3 protein-coding genes and 1 pseudogene are annotated in these 2,755 nt (G+C 53.7%); 2 read left to right on the forward strand and 2 right to left on the reverse strand.

What is annotated here, in order from left to right:
• On the forward strand, positions 1 to 188 hold a 188-nt coding region (locus Q8O29_RS19870), incomplete at its 5' end, for a sigma factor-like helix-turn-helix DNA-binding protein (protein WP_305565943.1).
• Positions 189 to 351: 163 nt separating this feature from the next.
• On the opposite strand, the gene Q8O29_RS19875 is transcribed toward Q8O29_RS19870, so the two are convergent.
• Both Q8O29_RS19875 and Q8O29_RS19880 read right to left on the reverse strand, forming a co-directional pair.
• Entirely contained in the window at positions 352 to 1,053 is a 702-nt protein-coding gene (locus Q8O29_RS19875; protein ID WP_305565945.1) for a hypothetical protein, read from the reverse strand.
• Positions 1,054 to 1,059: 6 nt separating this feature from the next.
• Positions 1,060 to 2,142, reverse strand: coding sequence for a DarT ssDNA thymidine ADP-ribosyltransferase family protein (locus Q8O29_RS19880; RefSeq protein WP_305565946.1), 1,083 nt, complete (start codon positions 2,140 to 2,142; stop codon positions 1,060 to 1,062).
• 60 nt (positions 2,143 to 2,202) lie between these two features.
• Here Q8O29_RS19880 and Q8O29_RS19885 point away from each other — a divergent pair.
• Positions 2,203 to 2,755 (forward strand): annotated as a pseudogene (locus Q8O29_RS19885) (sigma-70 family RNA polymerase sigma factor); the annotation flags it as partial.

The following is a 2,755-nucleotide window of genomic DNA, read 5'->3' on the forward strand; positions in this document are numbered from 1 at the left end:
CGCGCGAAGCCAAGGTGCTGCGCATGCGTTTTGGTATCGAGATGTCCACCGACCATACGCTGGAAGAAGTCGGCAAGCAGTTCGACGTGACGCGTGAACGCATCCGCCAGATCGAAGCCAAGGCGCTGCGCAAGCTCAAGCACCCTTCGCGTTCGGACAAGCTGCGCAGCTTTATTGACACGCTCTGATCCAGTGCAACGAAGAAAAGGGGCCCGCGTGGCCCCCTTTCTTCTATTGGCGCCTACCTAGATCAACGGACCAATCAGCACCAAACATCTGAGACCTCCACCCTCGATTGGGCACAGGCACATGTACCTAAACAGTCATGCGTATCGTGCACCCCATGCGGAATCAGACTAGCCTAGGCTGCCTAGCAGTGTTCTCCGACGCGTTCTGGATACAGAAAGCTGCCAGCACATTCAGGAACGCAGCCCGATGCGAAAGTGCTTCTGCAATCAGTCCTCGGGCCTGCAGAGACTTGTAGAGCGCAACTGAATAGGCTTGGCAATTTACGGATTTTGAAGGATTGAACTCAATATCAGTGAAGGCGTCGAATTCATCGAGCCAACGGACTGCCTCATCGCACTTATTGAGAGCATTTAGATACAGCCAATCATAGAAGGAAGTCCGGGGATCCAGTGACCACTCCTCCCCGAAGAAGAGGAAACCAGTTAGTTCTCCCGACTCCTTCAACCTCAAGTCCGCCTTTGCTTCCCGAGCCGGCTTCATAAGCAGGTCCACGAAAGGTCCACCACGCTCAAAGACCTTGCTAGATTGATATGCCGCCTCAACGCTGAAGGTTTTCCCAAGCTTTCGCGTGGTGATCTCGAGGTTGAATGCACTCAAGCTCACGCCCAGCGGCTCTGTAGATTTCGTTGAGATTTCGAGCGGAACTCTGCAAATGCCGTGCTCAATAGCGACAGCATGCAGGGAGGATACTGATTTCTGCTTTTGCGAGGCCGCCATCCCTGGGTGCCACTGAAACTCGGCATACATTGTCTCAACCAATACTCGGCCCTGTACGGTCGGCACAAAAATCGGACGCCTTGCCATTACCGTCTATTCCCTCTGCCAGTGCTCAAAATCTGGTCGTGCACCAAAATACTTTCTGTGGTGACTAAATTTTACGCGCGTCGAGTATTGATTCGCTATTCGCTTGAGATAGGACATGTTATTGATGTTCTCCTCGCTGTCCAGGAAGACTTCAACTATGTCGGTCATGCGGATAGTGCCCCTCACCAACACCTCTGCTTGAGGATGAGTGGGGTAATTCGACGGGACATCGGTTGTCAGTCGAGTTGGGAAGCCTGGCATGTCTTTGAACAACTGCTGTAAGGCAAGAGATCCACTCCTCTGCGTGATTGTCTGTTGCGCGATTTCTCGCTCTGCAGCATTTCGTCGGCAAAAGATGCAGTCCTCCCGCCACAAGATCTCGGGCTTTAGCTGAAGCACTGCCCAATCCGTTCCTGGATTGGAGGATCGATATGGGTAGAACATCTTGTAGTTGGGAAACGTAATCGAGACGCAAACAGCATCTTCTATTCGATCGTAGCGGTACTGGTCGTTCGCGACGTACTCTGCATTGAGGGCTTCGAGCTGCCTTCGCCCTAGCAGCCCGCGAGACAAGATGCCCGCAACATTCTCCACCCTAGTGAAATGGAAAAGGGAGTTGATTCCTCTTTGAGAGACAAACCTTTCGATTCGATGTTGTTCGCGACGCCGCATTGTCAGCTGGAGGGGCGCAGTGATCGGCTCCATGAGTACACCCGTTCCGCAGATCCACTGTGATCGATCTGGAACTATCTTGCCGTCCGCAAATGGAACGTAAATACGATCGCACTCGTCCTGGTGCTCCATCTCCATCCAGAAGTCTCCAGTCAGCACCTCGTGTGTCCACTGATCTTCTCCAGCCAAATTCTGAAACTTCTGCAGAAGTAGGGATCCGGAAGAGTCAAGTTCGTAGAAGGCGACATAGCCTCTCCAGCACGCGGAACTCAGGTAGCCCGGTGCAAGTCTTGGCTGATTGACGAATCGATACTCACTGCTTCGATCAATTCCAGTTCCAATTCTGGCCAGCCTAAACTCTCCAAAGTTAACCTCCGGATATCGATTCGTCAGCTTCTCAAAAGCCTGCGCAGTCATAGCGTCCTCCCAGTACTACATTTTTCGATGACATGATCGAGCAGTGAATTATGGGCGCGGAACGACAAGTTTGAATACCGCCGCGGCTACAAATTCTCGACCTACGCCACCTGGTGGATTCGCCAGGCGATTACGCGCTCTATCGCCGACCAGGCGCGCACCATCCGCATTCCGGTGCACATGATAGAGACCATCAACAAGATGAACCGCCTGTCGCGCCAGCATTTGCAGGAGTTCGGCTTTGAGCCCGACGCCAGCATCCTGGCCGAGAAGATGGAGATTCCTGAAGACAAGATCCGCAAGATCATGAAGATCGCCAAAGAGCCGATCTCGATGGAAACACCGATTGGCGATGACGACGACAGCCACCTGGGCGACTTCATCGAGGACAGCGCCAACACCGCACCGCTGGAAGCAGCCATGCAGGCCGGCCTGCGCGATGTGGTCAAAGACATTCTCGACAGCCTGACACCGCGCGAAGCCAAGGTGCTGCGCATGCGTTTTGGTATCGAGATGTCCACCGACCATACGCTGGAAGAAGTCGGCAAGCAGTTCGACGTGACGCGTGAACGCATCCGCCAGATCGAAGCCAAGGCGCTGCGCAAGCTCAAGC

The organism is Polaromonas sp., from assembly GCF_030689685.1.
Classification (GTDB): Bacteria; Pseudomonadota; Gammaproteobacteria; order Burkholderiales; family Burkholderiaceae_C; genus Polaromonas.